23 protein-coding genes are annotated in these 19,962 nt (G+C 70.5%); 16 read left to right on the forward strand and 7 right to left on the reverse strand.

Annotated features, from left to right (window positions below; translation table 11 throughout):
- The 3 genes from NJ4_RS13865 to NJ4_RS13875 all read left to right on the forward strand — a co-directional run.
- Window positions 1-404, forward strand: a 404-nt coding sequence (locus NJ4_RS13865) for a 5-oxoprolinase subunit B family protein (protein ID WP_157551131.1), incomplete at its 5' end; no start/stop codon positions are given.
- A gap of 3 nt (window positions 405-407) precedes the next feature.
- Window positions 408-1,295 (forward strand): 5-oxoprolinase subunit C family protein, encoded by an 888-nt coding sequence (locus NJ4_RS13870; RefSeq protein ID WP_067436121.1) that lies wholly within the window; start codon window positions 408-410, stop codon window positions 1,293-1,295.
- Window positions 1,285-2,097, forward strand: coding sequence for a putative hydro-lyase (locus tag NJ4_RS13875; RefSeq protein WP_067436124.1), 813 nt, complete (start codon window positions 1,285-1,287; stop codon window positions 2,095-2,097). Before NJ4_RS13870 ends, NJ4_RS13875 begins: the two co-directional genes overlap by 11 nt.
- On the opposite strand, the gene NJ4_RS13880 is transcribed toward NJ4_RS13875, so the two are convergent.
- Entirely contained in the window at window positions 2,082-2,687 is a 606-nt protein-coding gene (locus tag NJ4_RS13880) for a TetR/AcrR family transcriptional regulator (RefSeq protein WP_067436127.1), read from the reverse strand. The genes NJ4_RS13875 and NJ4_RS13880 overlap by 16 nt on opposite strands.
- A gap of 82 nt (window positions 2,688-2,769) precedes the next feature.
- Between NJ4_RS13880 and NJ4_RS25695 the strand changes: the two genes are divergently transcribed.
- Window positions 2,770-2,922 (forward strand): hypothetical protein, encoded by a 153-nt coding sequence (locus NJ4_RS25695; RefSeq protein ID WP_157551132.1) that lies wholly within the window; start codon window positions 2,770-2,772, stop codon window positions 2,920-2,922.
- Window positions 2,910-3,647, forward strand: coding sequence for a ParB N-terminal domain-containing protein (locus NJ4_RS13885; RefSeq protein ID WP_067436130.1), 738 nt, complete (start codon window positions 2,910-2,912; stop codon window positions 3,645-3,647). The genes NJ4_RS25695 and NJ4_RS13885 overlap by 13 nt, the downstream gene beginning before the upstream one ends.
- Window positions 3,648-3,697: 50 nt before the next feature.
- On the opposite strand, the gene NJ4_RS13890 is transcribed toward NJ4_RS13885, so the two are convergent.
- Both NJ4_RS13890 and NJ4_RS13895 read right to left on the reverse strand, forming a co-directional pair.
- Entirely contained in the window at window positions 3,698-4,588 is an 891-nt protein-coding gene (locus NJ4_RS13890; protein WP_067436133.1) for a universal stress protein, read from the reverse strand.
- Complete coding sequence (locus NJ4_RS13895; RefSeq protein WP_067436271.1) at window positions 4,585-6,084, reverse strand: APC family permease; 1,500 nt, start codon at window positions 6,082-6,084, stop codon at window positions 4,585-4,587. Before NJ4_RS13895 ends, NJ4_RS13890 begins: the two co-directional genes overlap by 4 nt.
- Window positions 6,085-6,156: 72 nt before the next feature.
- Here NJ4_RS13895 and NJ4_RS13900 point away from each other — a divergent pair, with 72 nt between their 5' ends.
- The gene (locus NJ4_RS13900) at window positions 6,157-7,092 is read left to right on the forward strand and encodes a cation diffusion facilitator family transporter (protein ID WP_067436136.1); all 936 of its coding nucleotides are present in this window, start codon (window positions 6,157-6,159) and stop codon (window positions 7,090-7,092) included.
- An 11-nt stretch (window positions 7,093-7,103) separates the two neighbouring features.
- Here NJ4_RS13900 and NJ4_RS13905 read toward each other — a convergent pair whose 3' ends face one another.
- Window positions 7,104-7,715 (reverse strand): dihydrofolate reductase family protein, encoded by a 612-nt coding sequence (locus NJ4_RS13905; protein ID WP_067436140.1) that lies wholly within the window; start codon window positions 7,713-7,715, stop codon window positions 7,104-7,106.
- Window positions 7,716-8,034: 319 nt separating this feature from the next.
- Between NJ4_RS13905 and NJ4_RS13910 the strand changes: the two genes are divergently transcribed.
- The 5 genes from NJ4_RS13910 to NJ4_RS13930 all read left to right on the forward strand — a co-directional run bounded on the left by NJ4_RS13910 (window position 8,035) and on the right by NJ4_RS13930 (window position 15,234).
- The gene (locus NJ4_RS13910; RefSeq protein ID WP_067436143.1) at window positions 8,035-10,392 is read left to right on the forward strand and encodes an ATP-binding cassette domain-containing protein; all 2,358 of its coding nucleotides are present in this window, start codon (window positions 8,035-8,037) and stop codon (window positions 10,390-10,392) included.
- A gap of 56 nt (window positions 10,393-10,448) precedes the next feature.
- Window positions 10,449-10,913 (forward strand): Fur family transcriptional regulator, encoded by a 465-nt coding sequence (locus NJ4_RS13915; protein ID WP_174524606.1) that lies wholly within the window; start codon window positions 10,449-10,451, stop codon window positions 10,911-10,913.
- Window positions 10,910-13,102: a catalase/peroxidase HPI gene (gene katG, locus NJ4_RS13920; protein WP_067436146.1), complete on the forward strand. Its 2,193-nt coding sequence runs from the start codon at window positions 10,910-10,912 to the stop codon at window positions 13,100-13,102. Before NJ4_RS13915 ends, katG begins: the two co-directional genes overlap by 4 nt.
- Before the next feature lie 158 nt (window positions 13,103-13,260).
- Window positions 13,261-13,908 carry a hypothetical protein gene (locus NJ4_RS13925; RefSeq protein ID WP_067436149.1) on the forward strand — a complete coding sequence of 216 codons (648 nt, stop codon included), beginning with the start codon at window positions 13,261-13,263 and terminating at the stop codon, window positions 13,906-13,908.
- Between the two features lie 18 nt (window positions 13,909-13,926).
- Window positions 13,927-15,234: an MFS transporter gene (locus NJ4_RS13930; protein ID WP_067436152.1), complete on the forward strand. Its 1,308-nt coding sequence runs from the start codon at window positions 13,927-13,929 to the stop codon at window positions 15,232-15,234.
- Between the two features lie 64 nt (window positions 15,235-15,298).
- On the opposite strand, the gene NJ4_RS25980 is transcribed toward NJ4_RS13930, so the two are convergent.
- Window positions 15,299-15,460, reverse strand: a complete 162-nt coding sequence (locus NJ4_RS25980; protein WP_169799265.1) for a hypothetical protein — start codon at window positions 15,458-15,460, stop codon at window positions 15,299-15,301.
- A gap of 48 nt (window positions 15,461-15,508) precedes the next feature.
- Between NJ4_RS25980 and NJ4_RS13935 the strand changes: the two genes are divergently transcribed.
- On the forward strand, window positions 15,509-16,177 hold the full coding sequence (locus tag NJ4_RS13935; protein WP_067436155.1) for a hypothetical protein: 669 nt from the start codon (window positions 15,509-15,511) through the stop codon (window positions 16,175-16,177).
- 40 nt (window positions 16,178-16,217) lie between these two features.
- Window positions 16,218-17,036 (forward strand): dienelactone hydrolase family protein, encoded by an 819-nt coding sequence (locus NJ4_RS13940; RefSeq protein ID WP_067436158.1) that lies wholly within the window; start codon window positions 16,218-16,220, stop codon window positions 17,034-17,036.
- 25 nt (window positions 17,037-17,061) lie between these two features.
- On the opposite strand, the gene NJ4_RS13945 is transcribed toward NJ4_RS13940, so the two are convergent.
- Window positions 17,062-17,346, reverse strand: a complete 285-nt coding sequence (locus tag NJ4_RS13945; RefSeq protein ID WP_067436162.1) for a hypothetical protein — start codon at window positions 17,344-17,346, stop codon at window positions 17,062-17,064.
- Between the two features lie 67 nt (window positions 17,347-17,413).
- Here NJ4_RS13945 and NJ4_RS13950 point away from each other — a divergent pair, with 67 nt between their 5' ends.
- From NJ4_RS13950 to NJ4_RS13960, 3 genes are read left to right on the forward strand one after another with little or no spacing between them, the layout of a single operon-like run.
- The gene (locus NJ4_RS13950) at window positions 17,414-17,659 is read left to right on the forward strand and encodes an AbrB/MazE/SpoVT family DNA-binding domain-containing protein (RefSeq protein WP_067436165.1); all 246 of its coding nucleotides are present in this window, start codon (window positions 17,414-17,416) and stop codon (window positions 17,657-17,659) included.
- Between the two features lie 2 nt (window positions 17,660-17,661).
- Window positions 17,662-18,066 carry a type II toxin-antitoxin system VapC family toxin gene (locus tag NJ4_RS13955; protein WP_067436168.1) on the forward strand — a complete coding sequence of 135 codons (405 nt, stop codon included), beginning with the start codon at window positions 17,662-17,664 and terminating at the stop codon, window positions 18,064-18,066.
- Between the two features lie 56 nt (window positions 18,067-18,122).
- Window positions 18,123-18,911: a hypothetical protein gene (locus NJ4_RS13960; RefSeq protein ID WP_067436171.1), complete on the forward strand. Its 789-nt coding sequence runs from the start codon at window positions 18,123-18,125 to the stop codon at window positions 18,909-18,911.
- Between the two features lie 56 nt (window positions 18,912-18,967).
- On the opposite strand, the gene NJ4_RS13965 is transcribed toward NJ4_RS13960, so the two are convergent.
- Window positions 18,968-19,948, reverse strand: a complete 981-nt coding sequence (locus NJ4_RS13965) for a helix-turn-helix transcriptional regulator (RefSeq protein ID WP_067436175.1) — start codon at window positions 19,946-19,948, stop codon at window positions 18,968-18,970.
- Window positions 19,949-19,962 lie beyond the last annotated feature (14 nt).

Genomic DNA, 19,962 nt, shown 5'->3' on the forward strand with positions numbered 1-19,962 from the left:
CGCGGCCCGGCGCCCGCCCGGACGCCGGGCGCCTCGAGGTGCCGGTGCGCTACGACGGGGAGGACCTGGCCGAGGTCGCTCGCCTCACCGGGCTCGACGAGCGCGGCGTGATCGAGGCCCACACCGGTCAGGAGTGGACCGTCGCCTTCTGCGGATTCGCGCCCGGGTTCGGTTATCTCGTCGGCACCGACGACCGTCTCCACGTGCCGCGGCGCAGCACGCCACGCACCAAGGTGCCGGCCGGTGCGGTGGCCCTGGCCGGCGAGTTCGCCGGGGTCTACCCGCGCGAGTCGCCGGGCGGCTGGCAGCTGATCGGGCACACCGACGTCGACGCATGGGACCTTGACCGCGACCCGCCGGCCCTACTCTCTCCGGGCATCCGGGTCCGATTCGTGGAGGTCTAGGGCATGTGCCGACTCGAAGTGATCGCGGCCGGTCCGCTGGCCACCGTGCAGGACCTCGGCCGTCCCGGGCTGGCCGCGCTCGGCGTCGGACAGTCCGGTGCGGCCGACAGTCAGGCCTTCGGGTTGGCCAACCGGCTCCTCGGCAACCCCCCAGAGGCTGCGGTGATCGAGGTGACGTTCGGTGGGCTCGAGGTGCGCGCCGAGGGTGGCCTGTTCGTTGCCCTCACCGGCGCCCCGTGCCCGATGACGCTCGACGCCCGACAAGTCGCGGCGAACTCGGTGGTCTGGATGCCCGACGGCGCCACCCTGCGTCTCGGCGTGCCCACCAGCGGGTTGCGCAGCTACCTCGCGGTGCGCGGCGGCTTCGACGTGCCCCCGGTGCTGAGGTCGCGCTCGACCGACCTCCTCGCCGGGGTCGGTCCGGACCCGCTCGCCGAAGGCACGGTGCTTCCGGTCGGTACGCCGACCGGCGACCTGCCCGACGTGGACCTGGCTCCCGTGTGCCCGCCGAGCGATGACGAGATCGCACTCCGCATCGTGCCCGGCCCGCGCGCGGACTGGTTCACCGATGAGGCGTTGGACGCGCTCGTCGGTGCGGCGTACGACGTCACCGCCGAGAGCAACCGCATCGGCATGCGCCTGGCCGGGCCGGAGCTGGAACGCGTCGCCGACGCCGAGCTGTCCAGTGAGGGGATGGTGCGCGGTGCCCTCCAGGTGCCGCCGTCCGGGCAGCCCACGCTCTTCCTGGCCGACCACCCCGTCACCGGTGGCTACCCGGTGATCGCCGTGGTGGTCGCCGCCGACCTGTCCAAGGCCGCCCAGGCCCGGCCCGGGCAGCGCGTCCGGTTCACCCGCACGACCCTCCCCGGAGGAGATCTCGATGACCTCTGACCTGTCCGTCCCGAATCGGCCGACCGATCCGGCCAGCCTGTCCCCCGAGGCAGCGCGCGCCCTGTTCCGCGGCGGCCTCCAGGTGCCGACCACGGGCTGGAGCGCCGGGTGGACGCAGGCCAACCTGATCGCACTCCCGCGCGACCTGGCCTACGACATCCTGCTGTTCGCGCAGCGCAACCCCCGGCCGTGCCCCGTGCTCGACGTCACCGAGGTGGGCGCGGTCGACAGCCCGCTCTTCGCCGGCGATCTGCGCACCGACCTGCCGGCGTACGTCGTCTACGAGCACGGCGAGCCGGTGGCGCAGGTGAGGGACGCGACGGAGTTCTGGCGCGACGACCTGGTCGGGTTCCTGATCGGCTGCTCGTTCACGTTCGAGGCGGCCCTGGCTGAGGCCGGCGTACCGGTGCGACACATCGAGCAGGGCAGCAACGTGCCGATGTACCGCACCTCGGTCGACTGCCGCCCGGCCGGCAGCCTGTCCGGTCCGATGGTGGTCTCGATGCGTCCGGTGCCGGCCGCCCAGGTCGCCACGGCCGTGCGGGTGACCTCGCGGTATCCCTCCGTGCACGGCGCGCCGGTCCACGTGGGCGATCCGGCCGCGTTGGGGATCACCGACCTCGACGCGCCGGACTTCGGCGACGCGGTGGAGATCCGGGCCGGCGAGGTGCCGGTCTTCTGGGCCTGCGGCGTCACCCCGCAGGCGGCCGTCATGGCGTCGCGCCCGGCCTTCGCGATCGGGCATGCGCCCGGCCACATGGCGATCACCGACGCCCGCGACAGCGCCTACCTCGTGCCCTGACTGGTCAGCGCCAGCTCGACCAGGCTCCGGGCCGCGGCGTGCGCGGCTTCCGCGGCGCCCGCGGCACTGGTGATGGAGTAGGCGACGATCGCACCCTCGTGCAGGCTGAGCAGCTGGACGGCGAGTGGCTCGGGCTCCACGATCCCTGCCTGGGTGAGGCTCGTGCGGAAGTGGTCGAGCAGCCAGGTCTTCTCCTCCACGATCACGTCCCGTCCGGGGTGGTCGCCGTCGTGCAGCTCTCCGAAGGCGTTGATGAAGCTGCACCCGCGGGTGCACTCGTCCAGCCAGAGCGGGAGCACGTCGAACGGTGCCAGGATCCGCGGCAGCGGGTCGGCGCCGGCCTCCCCGAGGCGGGCCTCGATCATCGAGCGCCAGCGACGGTCGCGTGACCGGAGGTACGCCGTCACCAGGCCGTCCTTGGAACCGAACCGGTCGTAGAGCGTCCGCTTCGTGACCCCGGACTCGGCGGCGATGGTGTCGACGCCCACCGCATGGATGCCCTGCTCGTAGAAGAGCCGGGACGCGGTGTCGAGGATTCGCCGGGCACCCGGCGTCAGTGAGTCGAGGTCGGCCGTGGGGGTGGCGGGCATTCTCGAGAATCTCCTTGCATTCACAGATCTGTGTACCTATGGTGGAAGGCAACTTCACAGATCAGTGTACCAAGGAGTGGTGATGGGACCCAGGAAGCGAATGCTCAGCAGGTGGATGCGCGAGTTCGCGGCCGGCGTGGACGCCGGTCACGCCATGCGGCACGGGCGTCAGGTGCACGCCGACTCTGTTGCCAGGCACCACCGGCACGGACGGAGCGCGCCGTGGGACAGCTGAGGTGGCGCAGGCCGACGACGACCCTGATCCCGTTGTACGACGCCCTGGACGCCTTGGGCGATGCAGGGACGATGGGGCGACACGAGGGCATCGTTCCGCTCGCCGCGGTGGTCGGCAGTGCGGCACGCGCCCAGGACTTCGACGAGGACTTCGGTCTCACCAACCCGGCGCTGCGCGGCCGGCGAGACGGGTTGGTCGCGATGCTTCGTGCCGGTGACCCTCTCGGGCCGGTCGACCTGGTCCAGCTGGGCGAGCTCTACTTCGTGCGCGACGGGCACCACCGTGTCTCGGCGGCCAAGAGCCTGGGCTGGGACAGCCTGCCGGCGAGGGTCACCCGAGTCTGCACGGTCGCCTACGCGATGTGCTGCCTGCGCAGGTCACACCTGCCCAGCAAGGCGGCCGAACGCAGGTTCCTGGAGCGCGTGCCGCTGCCCGACGACGTACGCCGTGACCTCTGGCTCGACGCCCCCGCTGACTGGGGCCGGCTGGCGGACTCGGCCGAGGCCTGGGCGCATCGCACGCGCAGCAGGCGGTGCGAGCCGGTCACCGATTCCGAGCTCGCCGCGTCGTGGTGGCGTGACGAGGTGGTCCCGGTGCTCGACCGGCTGCGTCCACGCGTCACGGACCTGCGCGACGTGCAGCTCTACGTCACCGCGCTCGCGGTCCGGGATCGGCTCGGGTCCTCGGACTGGCCCGACGACCTCGCCGAGCGGGTTGCTTCCTGAAGCCACCCGACGCTGCCGGGGTGGGTGCGACGTACGTTGCCCAGCGGCGCCTAGGGGCTGACCTGCCCGCGCAGCCGGGGCAGCACGATCACCGGCACCGGCGAGTGGCGCAGGATCCGCGCCGCGGTGGAGCCGAGGAACACGCTGGCCACGGGGCCGTGGTGGCTGGAGCCGACGACGAGCAGGTCGCCCGGCTGCCAGTCGGGCACACGCAGGGCGTTGTTCCAGCCGTCACCCTCGGCCACCCTCGCTCCAGTCACACTCACCTCACGCGATCCGAGCAGCTCGGCGAACTCGCGGTGGGCGCGGGTCACCTCCTCGTGCCAGGCGCGGATCACCGCGCCCGAGGCGAAGGCCGCGTTGGCCGACCGTTGGCGCACGAGGAAGGTCACCACCTCGACCTCGGCGCCCAGGCTCGCGGCCAGGGCGGCGACGGGCTCGGCCAGTGCGACGTCACCACGCGTCGGTTCCATCGCGAGCACGATGCGGCGTACCGCGCCGTCGTCCTGGTAGCCGCGCGGAGCGAGGGCGACCGGAACAGCCGAGCTGTGCACGAGCCGGTCAGTGGTGCTGCCGAGCGCGATGCGACCCAGACTGCCGACGGTGGCCGAGCCGGCCACCAGCAAGGTGGCCTTGCGGCGTACGCCCTCGTCGCGCAGCACCTGTGGCACGGAACGGCCGGTGCGCACCACCGTCTCGGCGGTGACGTCTGCGGGCAGCACATCTCGGGCGGCGGCGATCGCCTCCCGCGCCGAGTTGTTCAGGTGGGCTCGCCACTCGGCGTCGACATGGTGGGCGTCGCGCAGCCCCGGCGCATCGAAGGCGTCGTGCACCACGCAGCACAGCACCAGGGGCAGGCCCGTGGTGCTGGCGAGCTGCCCCGCCAGCCGCAGCCCTGCGGTGCTGCGGACATCGGGGCCGAATCCGACGACGATGCTCACGCGCTCGCCTCCTCTGCACGGGCCTTGGCACGCTTGCCGACCTTGGAGTGCCGGTAGCCGTAGCAGGCGTAGACCACGAAGCCGAGCAGCAGCCAGACCAGGAAGCGCAGCCAGGTCTCGACCGCGAGGCTGGCCATCAGGGCGAGGCAGCAGACCACCGACGCGATCGGCACCAGCGGCACCAGCGGGGTGCGGAAGGGGCGCTTCATGTCCGGCTGGGTGCGGCGCAGCACGGCGACCGCGACCGAGACCACGACGAACGCGAACAGCGTGCCGATGCTGACCATCTCGGCCAGCACGGAGATCGGGATCAGGCCGGCCAGCAGGGCCACCGCGCCGACCGTCAGCGAGGTCATCAGCACCGGGGTGCCCCACGTCGGGTGCACCCGGCTGAAGATCGGGGGCAGCAGGCCGTCGCGGGCGATCGCGAAGCCGATGCGTCCCATCGCGACGAGGTCGACCAGGATCACGGAGCTGAGTCCGGCGACGGCGGCGATGCCGACCAGGATTCCGGCCCAGCCGAGCCCGACCTGGTCGAAGACGTCGGCCACCGCGTCACCCTCGGACAGATCCTTGTAGTGCACCATGCCGGTCAGCACCAGGCAGACACCGACGTAGAGAAGGGTGCAGATGCCGAGCGTGCCGAGCAGCCCCATCGGCATGTCGCGTGCGGGCTTCTTGGTCTCCTCGCCGAGGTTGGCCACCGCCTCGAACCCGCTGTAGGCGAAGAAGACCACGGCGGCGGCGACGAACACACCGGCAACGCCGTACGTCGACGGCTCGATGCCGGTGACGAACTGCCACAGCGGGGCGGTCAGGGACCCGCTGTCGCTGCCACCGGACTCGGCCTTCGGGATGAACGGGGTCAGGTTGTCGGTCTTGACGTAGAAGAAGCCCACCGCGATCACGAAGAGACAGACGATCACCTTGATCGCCACCAGCCCGTTGGTCACCCACTTGGACTCGCGGATGCCCCGGATGGCGACGTAGCCGAGCACGAGGGTGATCGCGATCGCGCCGACGTTGATCACCGACCCCTCCTCCCCGAACCATTTCTGCGGAAGGTCGAAGACGCCCGCGACGTAGCCGGACCAGCCACGGGCCACCACCGCCGCACCCAGTGCGAACTCGAGGATCAGGTCCCACGCGATCACCCACGCGAAGATCTCGCCGATCGTCGTGTAGGCGTAGGTGTAGGAGCTGCCCGCGGTCGGAACGGCGGCGGCCAGCTCGGCGTAGCAGAGGGCGGCCAACAGGCTGACGAACCCGGCGATCAGGAAGCTGATCACCACCGCCGGTCCGGCGTTCTCCTTGGCCTGCAGACCGGTCAGGGTGAAGATGCCGGTGCCGATCACGATGCCGATGCCGAACCCGATCAGGTCACGGGCGGAGAGGTTCTGTTTGAGGTGGCCGGCGTGCTCGTCCTCGGGGTCTGCATCGTTCTGGTGGATGACGTCGTCGACGTGCTTGGTCCGAGTCAGATCCGAGAAATTCATCTCTCGAAGGTAGGACATACCAAGGGAAATTCGTCGCGTTTGCCGTCGCTCTCGGCGTGTGACACTGGGCGGGTGCCCGAGCAGAAGCAGTCCTCCGGATCCCTGCTGACCGTGATCGTGGCCCTCGTCGCCAACGCGCTGGTGGCGCTGGCGAAGTCAGCGGCCGCGGCGTTCACCGGCTCGGCAGCGATGGTCGCCGAGGCAGCGCACTCCTGGGCCGACACCGGCAACGAGGTGTTCCTGCTCTTCGCCGAACGCGCCGGCAGTCGTGAGCGCGACGAGACCCACCCGCGCGGCTACGGCAGGGCGACGTACGTCTGGTCGCTGGTGGCCGCCTTCGGTCTGTTCGCGGCCGGTTCGGTGGTCTCGGTGTGGCACGGCCTCACCGAGCTCACCGGCGAGGGCGAGGACCCGGACCACCTCATCAACTACGTCGTGCTCGGCGTGGCCTTCGTGCTCGAGGGAGTCTCGCTGCTCCAGGCCACCAGGCAGGTCGTGGGCGAGGCCAGGACGTGGGGGATGCGGCCGTTGAAGTTCGTGGACCGCACCTCGGACTCCACCCTGCGGGCGGTGTTCATGGAGGACTCGGCAGCGATCGCCGGACTGCTGCTCGCCGCCGCCGGCATCGGGCTGCACGAGCTGACCGGCAACGCCGTCTTCGACGCGCTGGGTTCGATCGCCGTCGGCGTGCTGCTCGGCTTCGTGGCGATCTTCCTCATGCGCCGCAACATGGACTACCTGCTCGGCCAGGAGATCTCGCCGGAGCTCGAGGAGCGCATCCTGGCCACGCTCAAGCAGCGTCCCGAGATCAACCGGGTCAGCTACCTGCATGTGGAGTACGTCGGCCCGCACCGCTTCTTCATCGTCGCCGCAGTGGACCTGACCGGGGACGACCGGGAGACCGAGCTCGCCATTCGGCTGCGCGGCCTCGAGGCCGAGCTCGAGCAGGAGGAGATGATCGAGGACGCCGTGCTCACCCTCGCCGTGCTCTCGGAGCCGACGCTGTAGGTGGCGAGCGGTCAGAGACCGGGGCGTCGGTAGGTCAGGTGGTTGACGTGCGGGGTGCTGCGCACCGACGCGATCTCGAGACTGATCTGCGGCACGCCGGCGAACACCCGTGAGCCTTCGTCGCCCGGGTCGCCGGCGGTGAACGGCACCACGTGCAGTCGCAGCTCGTCGATCAGGCCGAGGGCCAGGCACTGGTTGACCGTCCGGGCGCCGCCGGTGACCGACACGTTGCGGTCGCCCGCCTGTGCCTTGGCCTGCGCCATCGCCGACTCGACGCCGTCGGTGACGAAGTGGAACGTGCTGCCGCCCTCCATCGGGATCGACTCCCGTGCGTGGTGGCTGACCACGAAGACCGGCCCGTGGTAGGGCGGGTTGTCGCCCCACCAGCCCTTCCACTCCGGGTCGTGCTCACCCCTGCCGGCGGTGAACATGTTGCGTCCCATGACGAAGGCGCCGGCGTCGACGATCGCGGCCACCTCGGCCGCGTTCTCGTCGCCGTGCTCGAACATCCAGGAGTGCAGGTGCTCCACGGGGAAGTCGCCGAACGGCTGCTCGAGCCGCTGGTTCGGCCCGGCCGAGTAGCCGTCGAGGGTGATGCCGAGATCTGCGTGGACGAGGCCCATGTGGTGCTCCTTGGGGGTGGGTGGTGGGTGGGTCGAGGGCTGGTGGTGGGTGCGCCGTGCCTTGAACCCTCGGCGATCAGACCACGAGCCCTGGCAGAAGTCATCGGCCGATCCGAGCATGAACCCCGTGAGTGCACGATTCCTGTCGGGAATCGGCGAGAACCGGACAGGAACCGTGCACTCGACGGCGGCTCGGGAGCCGACCTCGGAGCACCGGACAGGAATCGAGAAGCGCAGGGCACGGCGGCCTGCTTGGATTGGTGCTGGTCGGATCCGCACCGAAGTCGGATCCGCACCGCCGCCCGAGAGATGGAGAACGATGACCCAGCACGTCGCCGACACCCACGACCTGATCCGGGTCCACGGGGCCCGGGAGAACAACCTCAAGGACGTCAGCATCGAGCTGCCCAAGCGCAGGCTGACCGTCTTCACCGGGGTCTCGGGCTCGGGCAAGAGCTCGCTGGTCTTCGCCACCATCGCGGCCGAGTCGCAGCGCATGATCAACGAGACCTACAGCACCTTCGTGCAGGGCTTCATGCCCAACCTGGCCCGCCCCGAGGTCGACAACATCGAGGGCGTCACGACCGCGATTCTCGTCGACCAGGAACGCATGGGCGCCAACGTGCGCTCGACGGTCGGCACGGCGACCGACGCGAACGCGATGCTCCGCGTGCTGTTCAGCCGCGTCGGTGACCCGTTCATCGGCCCTCCGACGGCGTTCGCGTTCAACGTGCCGACCCGCAGGGCGGGCGGCATGATGAGCACCGAGAAGGCCGGCGGCAGGGTCGAGAAGAAGGTCGTCAAGAACGCGGTCTACCTCGGCGGCATGTGCTCGGAGTGTGAAGGGCGGGGGAGCGTCTCCGACCTCGACCTGACCGAGATCTACGACGAGTCGAAGTCCCTCGTCGACGGCGCGATCCTGGTTCCCGGCTACACCGCCGACGGCTGGATGGTGGCCGCGTTCAAGGTCGCGGTGCCCGCCGACGTACCGATCAAGGACTTCACGAAGAAGCAGCTCGAGGACTTCCTGTACGCCGAGCCGCGCAAGGTCAAGGTCGAGAAGATCAACGTCACCTACGAGGGACTGATCCCCAAGATCCGCAAGTCGATGTTCAGCAAGGACGTCGACTCCCTGCAACCCCACATCAGGGCGTTCGTCGAGCGGGCCGCGGTCTTCGGCCCGTGCCCCGCGTGCGACGGCACGCGGCTCAACGAGGCGGCGCGGTCGGCGAAGGTGAACGGCAAGGGCATCGCCGAGGTCTGCTCGATGCAGATCACCGACGCTGCGGAGTGGGCGCGTGGCATCACGGACAAGTCCGTCGCGCCCTTGCTGGCCAACCTGCTGCACCTGTTCGACTCGTTCGTCGAGATCGGTCTCGGCTACCTCTCGCTCGACCGCCCCGCCGGCACCCTGTCGGGCGGAGAGGCCCAGCGCACCAAGATGATCCGACACCTGGGCTCGGCGCTCACCGACGTCACCTACGTCTTCGACGAGCCCAGCATCGGGTTGCACCCGCACGACATCGCACGGATGAACAAGCTGCTCCTCGAGCTGCGCGACAAGGGCAACACCGTGCTCGTGGTCGAGCACAAGCCGGAGACCATCGAGATCGCCGACCACGTCGTCGACCTCGGCCCGGGCGCGGGCACCGGCGGCGGCACCATCTGCTTCGAGGGCGACGTCGACGGTCTGCGGAAGTCCGAGACGCTCACCGGCCAGCACCTCAGCTATCGGGCCAGGCTCAAGGACGACGTACGCAAGGCGACCGGCGCGCTCGAGATCCGGGGTGCCTCGACCCACAACCTTCGCGACGTCGACGTCGACGTACCCACCGGGGTGCTGACGGTCGTGACCGGCGTGGCCGGTTCCGGCAAGAGCTCCCTGATCCACGGATCGGTGGCCGGTCGCGACGGGGTGGTGGTGATCGACCAGGGTGCGATCAAGGGATCGCGGCGCAGCAACCCGGCGACCTACACCGGCCTGCTCGAGCCCATCCGCAAGGCCTTCGCGAAGGCCAACGGCGTGAAGCCGGCGCTGTTCAGCGCCAACTCCGAAGGCGCCTGCGAGAGCTGCAACGGCAACGGCATGATCTACACCGAGCTCAGCTTCGTGGAGACCGTCGCGACCCTGTGCGAGGAGTGCCAGGGCAAGCGGTTCCAGGCCTCGGTCCTCGAGCTCACCTTCGGCGGCCTCAACATCGCCGACGTGCTCGACCTCCCGGTCACCGAGGCCCACGCGTTCTTCGCCGACGGCGACGCGAAGACCCCCGCGGCCGCGGCGATCCTGCAGCGCATGGAGGACGTCGGGCTCGGCTACCTCAAGCTCGGCCAGCCGCTGAACACGCTCTCGGGCGGCGAGCGCCAGCGGATCAAGCTGGCCATGCGCATGGGCGAGAAGGGCGGGGTCTACGTCCTCGACGAGCCCACGACCGGCCTCCACCTGGCCGACGTCGAGAACCTGCTGCGGCTGCTCGACCGGCTCGTCGACTCGGGGAAGACCGTCATCGTGATCGAGCACCACCAGGCCGTGATGGCCCATGCCGACTGGATCATCGACCTCGGCCCCGGCGCCGGACACGACGGCGGCACGGTGGTCTTCGAGGGAACGCCGGCCGATCTGGTGGCCGAGGCGAAGACGCTCACCGGCGAGCACCTGGCGGCGTACGTCGGCAGCTGACTCGCTGCCCCGAATCCATACTTGACTCGTTCAAGAGACGTGCGAGGATGGAGGGCATGACAGGGCAACACGACACCGTGCTGCGGAGTTCGGGCCTACGCGTCACCAAGCCGCGGCTGGCCGTCCTCGACGCGGTCCATGCGCACCCTCACGCGGACACCGCGGCGGTGCTGGCCGGCGTACGCCTGGCCTTGCCGAACGTCAGCCACCAAGCCGTCTACGACTGCCTGAGCGCGCTGACCGAGGCCGGCCTGCTGCGTCGCATCCAGCCGGCCGGGTCGGTGGCCCGCTACGAGCTGCGTGTCGGTGACAACCACCACCACGTCGTGTGCCGCACCTGCGGCGAGGTCGCCGACGTGGACTGCAGCGTCGGTGCCGCACCCTGCCTCACGCCCACGACCGACCACGGCTTCGTCATCGACGAGGCCGAGGTCGTCTATTGGGGGACCTGCCCGACCTGCTCATCCCGAACCGCACCTCTCACCCAGACCGCACCGATCATGAAGAAGGAAAGTCGATGACCAACGACTCCGGCACCGAGCTGAAGGACCTGAACGAGAGCAGCGCAAGCGGCTGTCCCGTGTTCCACGACGGTGGTGCCCACTCGACCCAGGGCGCCGCCAACCAGAGCTGGTGGCCCCAGCGCCTGAACCTGAAGATTCTCAACAAGAACGCCCCGGCGACCAACCCGCTCGGGTCTGACTTCGACTACCCGGCCGCCTTCGAGTCCCTCGACCTGGCCGAGGTGAAGCGCGACATCGAGTCCGTGCTGACCACCTCGCAGGACTGGTGGCCCGCCGACTTCGGGAACTACGGCCCGCTGATGATCCGGATGGCCTGGCACGGCGCCGGCACCTACCGGGTGCAGGACGGTCGTGGTGGGGCCGGCACCGGCCAGCAGCGCTTCGCGCCGCTGAACTCCTGGCCCGACAACGGCAACCTCGACAAGGCTCGTCGCCTGCTGTGGCCGGTGAAGAAGAAGCACGGCAAGAACCTCTCCTGGGCCGACCTCATGGTGCTGGCCGGCAACGTGGCACTGGAGTCCATGGGCTTCACGACCTTCGGCTACGCCGGTGGCCGCCCCGATTCGTGGGAGCCCGACGACGACGTCTACTGGGGCCCGGAGACCGAGTGGCTCGGCGACGAGCGCTACACCGGTGAGCGCGACCTCGACAACACGCTGGCCGCGGTCCAGATGGGCCTGATCTACGTCAACCCCGAAGGCCCCAACGGAAACCCTGACCCGCTCGCCTCGGCGATCGACATCCGCGAGACCTTCGCCCGGATGGCGATGGACGACGAGGAGACCGTCGCCCTGATCGCCGGCGGCCACACCTTCGGCAAGACCCACGGCGCCGGTGACGCCGAGCTGGTCGGGCCCGAGCCCGAGGGCGCACCGATCGAGCAGAACGGCCTCGGCTGGAAGAGCACCTACAAGAGCGGCAAGGGCCTCGACGCCATCACCAGTGGCATCGAGGTGACCTGGACCTACCACCCGACCCGGTGGGACAACGAGTTCTTCCACATCCTCTTCGCCTACGACTGGGAGCTCTTCAAGTCACCGGCCGGTGCGCACCAGTGGCGGCCCAAGAACGGTGCCGGGGCCGACATGGTGCCCGAGGCCGACGGCAGCGGCCGCCGCGAGCCCCGCATGCTCACCTCCGACATCGCGCTCCGCGAGGACCCGATCTACGGGCCGATCTCGAGGCGCTTCCACGAGAACCCCGACCAGTTCGCCGACGCGTTCGCCCGCGCCTGGTTCAAGCTGACCCACCGCGACATGGGCCCGATCGCGCGCTACTGCGGCCCCGAGGTCCCCACCGAGGAGCTCCTCTGGCAGGACCCGATCCCCGCCGTCGACGCGCCCTCGGCCGACGCGGTCGCCGCCGCGAAGCAGCAGATCGCGGACTCCGGTCTCAGCGTCACCCAGCTGGTCAAGACTGCCTGGGCGGCCGCGTCGTCCTACCGCCACTCCGACAAGCGGGGCGGTGCCAACGGTGGTCGTCTCCGCCTCGAGCCGCAGCGCAGCTGGGCCGCGAACGACCCGGCCGAGCTGGCGCCGGTGATCGCGCAGCTCGAGTCGATCGCCACCGAGACCGGGCTGAGCTTCGCCGACACCGTGGTGCTGGCCGGCAACGTGGGCGTCGAGCAGGCCGCGGCCGCCGCGGGCGTGACCGTCGAGGTGCCGTTCACCCCCGGTCGTGGTGACGCGACCCAGGAGCAGACGGACGTCGAGTCGTTCGCCTACCTCGAGCCGCGCGCCGACGGGTTCCGCAACTACGAGGGCGGCGACCTCAAGCTGCCGGCCGAGAACTACCTCGTCGACCGGGCGAACCTGCTCAACCTCTCCGCTCCCGAGATGACGGTGCTGGTCGGTGGCCTCCGGGTGCTCGGTGCGAACAGCGGCGGCTCGCAGGCCGGCGTACTCACCGACCGGGTGGGCGTGCTGAGCAACGACTTCTTCGTCAACCTGATGGACCTCGGCACCACCTGGCGTCCCGGTGACGGCCAGGGCACGTACGTCGGCGAGGGCGCCGAGGGCCAGGCGTGGACGGCGACCCGTGCCGACCTGGTGTTCAGCTCCAACTCCGAGCTGCGCGTGGTCGGTGAGGTCTACGCCAGTGACGACGCCGGCGAGAAGTTCGTCAACGACTTCGTCGCCGCCTGGGCCAAGGTGATGGACGCCGACAGGTACGACGTCCGCCGCTGACCCACCCGATGTGACGCGGGGCCGTGGTCGCTCCACACATGCTGTGACGCGTGTGGAGCGACCACACCAGCGTGCCCGGTGCGAGGTCTGTGGCCGCGCTTGCAACGGTCGGCGAGCCTGCCTGAGACGCCGTACGTCGTGTGCGGCAGGCTGGTGCCATGAGTGCGAACGATGCCGGCGGGATCGGCGAGCGGCTGGCGGCCTGGCTCGAGGGCCTGGGGTTGGCAGACCACGTGGGGGAAGCGGGCCTTCCTGTCCTGACCCGCGACGTGAACGGTGTCGCGGTCTGGACCGACCCGGCCACCGACGAGCCGTTGACCGTCGAGCAGCTCGAGAGCCTCGACGGGCTGCTGCACAACGAAGGCTCCGAACCCGAGCACGCCGTGCCTGTCGCGCTCGTCATGCTGGCCCGCAAGGCACGGGTGCGCGCCGAGCTCGTGGCCAGCCCGACCCACACCTACGACTCCTTGGCCGAGCTGCGTGGCGCCACGGTGAATGCCACGCGTTTCGCCGTGCACAAGGGGCAGGCGGAGCACTCCATGCTGGTGGTGGCCGACGACGGGAGCACGTTGATCCCGGCCTTCCAGTTGACCGACAGTGGCGACGTGCGACCCGAACTGGACGCGTTGCTGAAGCCGTTGCTGGCTGCCGGTATGGATCCGTGGAACGCCTGGGCGTGGTTGACCCAGCCGGTCGCGTTGCTGGGTGGGCTGGTGCCACATGAGGCGGCGGCCGATCCCGCCGAGGCGGCCGTGGCCGCCCACGCCGCCGTACGCCTGGCCGAACGGGTCACCGCAACGCCCTGACTCGTGCAGACTGGACAGGTGTGCACCAGGCCGGCGACCGCGCTCTACGGCAGGCTGATCCACGCCGAGGGTGACTCCGACGAGGACATCGCCGCGTCGGCCCGCCCGCACATCGCCCGCAACGGGCTCCGCCAGATGGGCGGTCAGGCCATGCAGGGCATCGGCGACCAGGTCGTCAACGCCAAGATCGTGCTGCCCTGGTTGATGGGCGCCGTCGGGGCTCCCGGGCTGCTGCTGGCCTTCCTCGTCCCGGTCCGCGAGGCAGGCTCCATGCTGCCGCAGGCGCCGGTGACCCCGTGGGTACGCCGACTGCGGGCCCGCAAGTGGGCCTGGGTGGCGGGGGCAGCGGCCCAGGCAGTCGGAAGCGCAGCGATGGCGGTGGCCGCTCTGACCCTCGAGGGCTGGCCCGCGGGGATCGCCATCATCGTCGCGCTCGCGGTCTTCGCGGTGGGTCGGGCCCTGTGCTCCCTGGCCAGCAAGGACGTGCTCGGTCGCACCGTGCCCAAGGGTCAACGCGGGCAGATCAACGGCGTCGTGTCCGTGCTCTCGGGTGCCTTCGCCCTGGTTCTGGGGCTCGGTCTCGAGGTCTGGGGCGGGGATGTCGGCGCCGGCCTCCTCGCCGTCCTGCTGCTCGGTGCGGCGCTCGCCTGGGTGGTCGGCCTGCTGGTCTTCGTGACCGTGCGCGAGCCCGAGGGATCCGTCGAGGAGCCCGATGACCAGTCGAGTTGGATCGCGGAGGCGTGGCACCTGCTGCGTGACGACGCGACCTTCCGACGCTTCGTGCTGGTGCGGTCACTGCTGCTGGTCTCGGCGTTGAGCCCTCCGTTCGTGGTCGCGATCGGCGTCGCCAATCAGGGCGACGGGCTCTCCGGGCTCGGGCTCTTCGTGATCGCCCAAGGGGTGGCCAACCTGATCGGTGGCCGCCTCTTCGGCCGGTTGGCCGACCGGTCCTCGCGGCTGCTGATGGTCGGCTGCGCGCTGGGCGCCTCCGCGATCACGATCGCGTTCCTGCTGCTGTTGCTGGCGCCCACGGTGCGTGAGTCGGCATGGCTCTACCCCGTGACCTACCTGCTGCTTGCCGTCGTGCACCTGGGCACCCGGCTGGCGCGCAAGACGTACGTCGTCGACATGGCCGAGGGCGACCGGCGCACGGAATACGTGGCGGTTGCCAACACCGCGATGGGAGTGCTGCTGCTGGTGACCGGAGGCGCCACCGCCGTGCTGTCGATCTGGGGCAATGGGCCGGCCCTGGTGCTGCTCGCGGTGCTCGGCGTCTGCGGTGCCGCCCTGGGCCGGTCACTGCCAGAGGTCAGCGCCGGGAGGTGAGCCGACGAAACCATCAGTGGAGGGTTTCACGCAGCCCGTGCGTGAAACCCTCCACTGATCGAGGTCATTCCTGCTTCGCCTCGTCGTACCGCTGGTGCAGTCGGGACCGCACCTCGTCCGGCGAGTAGGAACGGCGCTCCCGCTCGTCCCGCGCGATCACCGCGCCGGTCGCAGCGACTCCGGCAACACCGGCCAGGCCGACCCACTTCCACCAACGCTTCACCATGCCCCGACCTTAACCGCCATCCACGGCGGGGCCGGGCACACTGGGGTCGTGCTCGACATCGATGAGGCAATCCGGCTGACCCGCACCGGCGACCTGTGGCTGTTCCGCGGGCGCACGGTGACCGATCGTGCGATCCGAACGTTGACGAACGCGCCCGTCAACCACGTCGGCATGGCGGTGGTCCTCGACGACCTGCCGCCGCTGATGTGGCACGCCGAGCTCGGCAAGACCCTGATGGACCAGTGGACCGGCGACCACCACCGCGGGGTCCAGCTGCACGACCTGGCCGAGTCGCTGACGCGGTGGCGCGACGTCTACGGCCAGGCATCCTGGATGCGCCAGCTGATCCCCGAGGCCGGCAAGCCCGAGGAGGACGCGGCGATGCGCACGATCGCCCGCCTGGACGGAGTCTCGTTCCCCGGCACGATGAAGCTTGCGGGCCGTTGGCTGCGTGGTCGAGACGCCTACGTCCCACGCAGGAAGCGCGGTCGTCGAGTGCGCCCCGAGGCGGCCTTCTGCGCCGAGGTCACGGCCGAGACCCTGATGGAGATGGGGATTCTCGAGGATGACCGCAAGGCGCAGTGGTACGACCCCGGCACGTTCTGGAGCGGCGCCTACCTGCCGCTGACGGGTCCGTGGGCGTACGGCGGCGAGGTGCAGGTCGGCGAGGAGCCCACCGGACGGGCTCCGAGCAGCCGCACTCGTTGGCGGGCCTGACCTCCAGAGCTCCGGTCCGCGCTGCCCTACGCTTGCGCGCATGACGGACGACGCCCTGCGCGACTTCGACCTCGAGAGCTTCTCCGCCGACGGTACGACGCACCCGGTCTACCGCTCCGGGAGCGGACCGGCGGTGATCGTCATCGCCGAGATCCCCGGCATCACACCGAAGGTGGTGGAGTTCGCCCGCACCGTGCGCGACGAGGGCTTCACCGTCGTGATGCCGCACCTGTTCGGCGCACCCGGGCGGGACCCGAACCCGCCCGCGCACGGCTGGCCCGGAACGGTGGCGACCGGCGCCCGTGCGCTGGGCAGGGTCTGCGTCAGTCGCGAGTTCAGCCTGTTCGCCACCGGAAGGACTTCGCCGGTCGTGGCTTGGCTGCGCTCCCTGGCCGCGCAGGAACACGACCGCTGTGGCGGGCCGGGCGTCGGCGCGGTCGGAATGTGCCTGACCGGTGGCTTCGCGCTGGCGATGGCCACCGACGAGCGGATGCTGGCTCCGGTGCTCTCCCAGCCGTCGCTGCCGCTCACCCTGGTGCCCGGTCGCAAGCGCGGCACCGACATCTCGCCCGACGACCTCGCCGTCGTGAAGCAGCGCTGCCTGGCCGGTGACCTGCAGGTGATGGGGCTGCGGTTCCGCAGCGACAAGCTGGTCTCCGACGAGCGTTTCGCCTGGCTGCGCGACCAGCTCGGGGACGCGTTCGTCGCCGTCGAGCTCGACGATGCCGACGCCAACCCCGAGGGGTTGCTGCCCCCGCACTCGGTGCTCACCGAGCACCTCGTCGACGAACCCGGCACCCGAACCCGTCAGGCGCTGGACGACGTCCTCGCACTCTTCCGGACGAAGCTGCTGGCCTGAGGCCGTCAGCGAGGGCGCTCCCGGGTCAGGAGTAGCGGTGGCTCTTGGCCGCGTGGCCCTTCTCGCGGGTGCAGGTGCGACCGCCCATGTTGCGGTGGCCGCACAGCTCCTCGGTCGGGGCCTGGTCGTCGGCGGGCACCATGCCCTCGGCCGGTGCCGCCTCTGCATCGGCTCGCGGCTTCGCGGGTGCCACCGGCGCGCGCTCCGACTTCGCCGCCGTTGCGGGCTTCGGGGCCGCCTGCTTGGCGCGCGCGGCCGCGGCTTCGTAACGGGCTTCGCGCATCTTGCGCAGGTCATCCATCTTGCTCATCGTCGACTCACCCGGCTGACTCTAGTGCCTGCCACCGACACGGACGGATTCGTGGTATTTTTCTACCATGAGAACCACCATTGACGGAGCCGGGCGCATCGTGGTGCCCAAGGCGGTCCGCGATGCGATGGGGCTCAGCGCCGGACGAAAGATCGACGTGGTGTTCACCGACGGCCGCATCGAGATCGAGCTCGCACCTGCCGAGGTCGAGGTCACGACCGAACGCGGACTGCCCCGCGTCGTCTCGCGTGACCCCCTGCCCGAGCTCTCCGACGACCTGGTGCGCGACACTCTCGAAGCAACCCGACGGTGAGTGTGGCCACCACCTGCGACACCAGCGTCCTGGTTCCCGCACTCCTCGCCTGGCACCCAGATCATGCGGCGTGCCGTCGGGCGGTGACAGGCTCGGTCGACACCGTGCCGGCCCACGTGCTCCTGGAGTGCTACAGCGTGCTCACCCGTCTGCCGGCGCCGCACCGCCTTGCTGCCGCCGACGCGGCGCAGGCCGTCGGTGCCCTCCCGTGGAAGCCGCTGACGTTGCCCGCCGGGCGCCATCGCGACATCGTGATGACCCTGGCTCGTGACGGCATTCGTGGTGGCGCCGTGTATGACGCGCTCGTCGCGGCCACCGCGCTCCACCACGATCGGCTGCTGCTCACGCGAGATCGTCGGGCGCGGTCGACGTACGACGTGATCGGAGTGCGCCACACACTGGTGTGACCCGCGGCCGGCGGCCGGCCTCGTGCGTTCGACCGACTCGTCTACGCTCGACTCCCGTGAGCGTCCCCTTCCTCCAGCACGTCGACCTGCTGGACCTGCACGGCCGGGCAGCCGTGGCCAGCCTGGCCCAGCTGCAGCCCGGCGACCGGGTGCCACCACGCGACGCCTCGACCCGCGAGGTCATCGCCGACCACTGGGCCACCCTGGAGATCTGGGCGTGGTCGCTGGAGAACCCGACCGGCCACTGGAGCACCCGCGACGAACCGGACTCACCGGCCGACCACACCGCCCTCGTCGCCGGTGTCGCCGCGCAGCTGGACCGCATCGAGGCGGCGTTGCTGAAGTCGGGACCCGATGCCCCGATCGACTACTTCGGCGAGCCGGGCACGACCTCGCAGGTGGCCAGACTGCTGGCACACGAGACGATCACGGTGGGCTACGCCACCAGCCGAGCAGCGGGTCGTACGTCGCCTACGCTCGCGCCGGCCGTCGCCGCCGACGGCATCGACCAGGCCCTGGGCCACTGGAATGCGCCCGACGCGAGCGACACGTGGCGACCCGAGACCGTGGCGCTCCGGGCCTCCGACACCGGTGCGACCTGGCATCTGGGTGTGAGCCGTGCCCAACCGGGAGGCCTGCCCGAGATCCGCCTGGTCCCCGAGGGTGATCCGCAGGTGATGGTGAAGGCCGTGGCCACCGACCTGTTGTGGTGGCTGCACGGCCACGCGCCCGCCGACGGGACCGTCTCGGTGTCCGGTGATCCGGAGGCGCTCCACGCGCTGCGGTCCTCCTTGATGCACCCGGTTCCCGAGCCGCCACGGAAGCGTCGACGCTGGTTCGGCTGACACCTGCCTGACCATGGAGAAGTGCCGGCACGGGGACGCCGGAGAGTCTCCTTCGTTCAGGTGTCCCGAGGCGCGACGAGACTGTCCACGGGAGCGCTCGCGGCCAACATCCGCTCGGCCACCGTGCGGGCGGCGGCACGCACCTCGTCACCGCCGACGATCCGGTAGGGCACGGAGAGCCCGGCCAGAGCTTCGGCGTACATCCACGGATTGCTGGTCGTGCCGGTCAGCCGGGTGGTCGAGTCGTCGACGGCCTCGAGCCTGCCGAGTGCCCGCGGGAACCAGAACGAGTCGAGTGGCGCCTCGATCACCACCTCGACGTCGTACTCCCAGCCCGTCGACAGGTTCCGCTCGAGCTCGGCGACGGCATCGAGGTCCGTCGGCGGCACGAAGGTCGCCTCGTCGACCTCGACCGCCTGCACCCGGTCGATGCGCAGCGTGCGGACGTTGTCGCGGTCGATCAGGCGGCAGAGCAGGTACCAACGCCCGTGGCGTACGACGATCGCCCACGGCTCGGCCTCGCAGGACCACTCGGAACCGGCCTCGCTGCGATAGGACAACCGCACCACGCGATGACCCGAGACCGCCTCGACGAGTCGGGTGGTCGTCGCCGGGTCGGGGCGGGCAGCCGATCGGTCGGGGGCGGGCGCCGCGGCTCGGCGTACGGACTCGGCCTGGGCGGCGACCGGCTCGGGCAGGGCGCGCACGATCTTCCCGAGGGCGCTGCCCACCGGGTCGGTCGGGTCTCCGGCGCGGTGGTGCCCGTCCAGCACGGCCATCACCAGACCGAGGGCCTCGGTGGCGGTGAACGTCAACGGAGGCAGGCGCAGCCCGCGACCGACGCGGTAGCCGCCGTAGGGACCACGCTCGGACTCCACCGGGATGCCGGCCTCGCGGAGGATGTCGACGTAGCGGCGGACGGCCCGCTCGGAGACACCGAGCCGATCGGCCAGCCGTCGTGCGGTGATCCCCGGATGGCCCTGCAGCAGCTCGAGGGTGAGCAGCGCGCGCGCCGTCGGACTCGTCTCTGGTCTCATCGCGCCACCACCCC

Origin of the sequence: Nocardioides jensenii JCM 1364 = NBRC 14755 (assembly GCF_001552535.1) — a bacterium.
In the GTDB taxonomy this organism is placed as follows: domain Bacteria; phylum Actinomycetota; class Actinomycetes; order Propionibacteriales; family Nocardioidaceae; genus Nocardioides; species Nocardioides jensenii.

Coding starts and splice junctions, on each gene's coding strand:
- NJ4_RS13870 (WP_067436121.1), top strand. CDS start 408: ATGTGCCGACTCGAAGTGATCGCGGCCGGTCCGCTGGCCACCGTGCAG.
- NJ4_RS13925 (WP_067436149.1), top strand. CDS start 13,261: ATGAGTGCGAACGATGCCGGCGGGATCGGCGAGCGGCTGGCGGCCTGG.
- NJ4_RS13965 (WP_067436175.1), bottom strand. CDS start 19,948: ATGAGACCAGAGACGAGTCCGACGGCGCGCGCGCTGCTCACCCTCGAG.
- katG (WP_067436146.1), top strand. CDS start 10,910: ATGACCAACGACTCCGGCACCGAGCTGAAGGACCTGAACGAGAGCAGC.
- NJ4_RS13915 (WP_174524606.1), top strand. CDS start 10,449: ATGACAGGGCAACACGACACCGTGCTGCGGAGTTCGGGCCTACGCGTC.
- NJ4_RS13880 (WP_067436127.1), bottom strand. CDS start 2,687: ATGCCCGCCACCCCCACGGCCGACCTCGACTCACTGACGCCGGGTGCC.
- NJ4_RS25695 (WP_157551132.1), top strand. CDS start 2,770: ATGGGACCCAGGAAGCGAATGCTCAGCAGGTGGATGCGCGAGTTCGCG.
- NJ4_RS13940 (WP_067436158.1), top strand. CDS start 16,218: ATGACGGACGACGCCCTGCGCGACTTCGACCTCGAGAGCTTCTCCGCC.
- NJ4_RS13875 (WP_067436124.1), top strand. CDS start 1,285: ATGACCTCTGACCTGTCCGTCCCGAATCGGCCGACCGATCCGGCCAGC.
- NJ4_RS13910 (WP_067436143.1), top strand. CDS start 8,035: ATGACCCAGCACGTCGCCGACACCCACGACCTGATCCGGGTCCACGGG.
- NJ4_RS13895 (WP_067436271.1), bottom strand. CDS start 6,084: ATGAATTTCTCGGATCTGACTCGGACCAAGCACGTCGACGACGTCATC.
- NJ4_RS13950 (WP_067436165.1), top strand. CDS start 17,414: ATGAGAACCACCATTGACGGAGCCGGGCGCATCGTGGTGCCCAAGGCG.
- NJ4_RS13905 (WP_067436140.1), bottom strand. CDS start 7,715: ATGGGCCTCGTCCACGCAGATCTCGGCATCACCCTCGACGGCTACTCG.
- NJ4_RS25980 (WP_169799265.1), bottom strand. CDS start 15,460: ATGGTGAAGCGTTGGTGGAAGTGGGTCGGCCTGGCCGGTGTTGCCGGA.
- NJ4_RS13945 (WP_067436162.1), bottom strand. CDS start 17,346: ATGAGCAAGATGGATGACCTGCGCAAGATGCGCGAAGCCCGTTACGAA.